The following is a 243-nucleotide window of genomic DNA, read 5'->3' on the forward strand; positions in this document are numbered from 1 at the left end:
CGACAAGCGCTACCGCGAGTTCGCCGCCGCATTTTCCTTCAATGGCAGTGCCACGCCGGTTGCGCAATCGGAGAACCAGACCGATGAGATGATCGGCCTGTACACGGCGACCAGGAAGAGCCAGGTCGATGCACTTGCCAGCGACTCCAATTACTACAGCGCCGAAATAGGCAACATCAGCAGTGCAGACCACCTCCTGAACAACGACCGCCTTCGCAACTATGTCTATTCGGCGTAAAGGAG

1 pseudogene is annotated in these 243 nt (G+C 57.2%); it reads left to right on the forward strand.

Annotated features, from left to right (window positions below):
- Positions 1-235, forward strand: a pseudogene (locus AC0L2O_RS37355) (DUF1217 domain-containing protein); the annotation flags it as partial.
- Positions 236-243 lie beyond the last annotated feature (8 nt).

The sequence above is a fragment of the Bradyrhizobium sp. Kon10 genome (assembly GCF_055807395.1).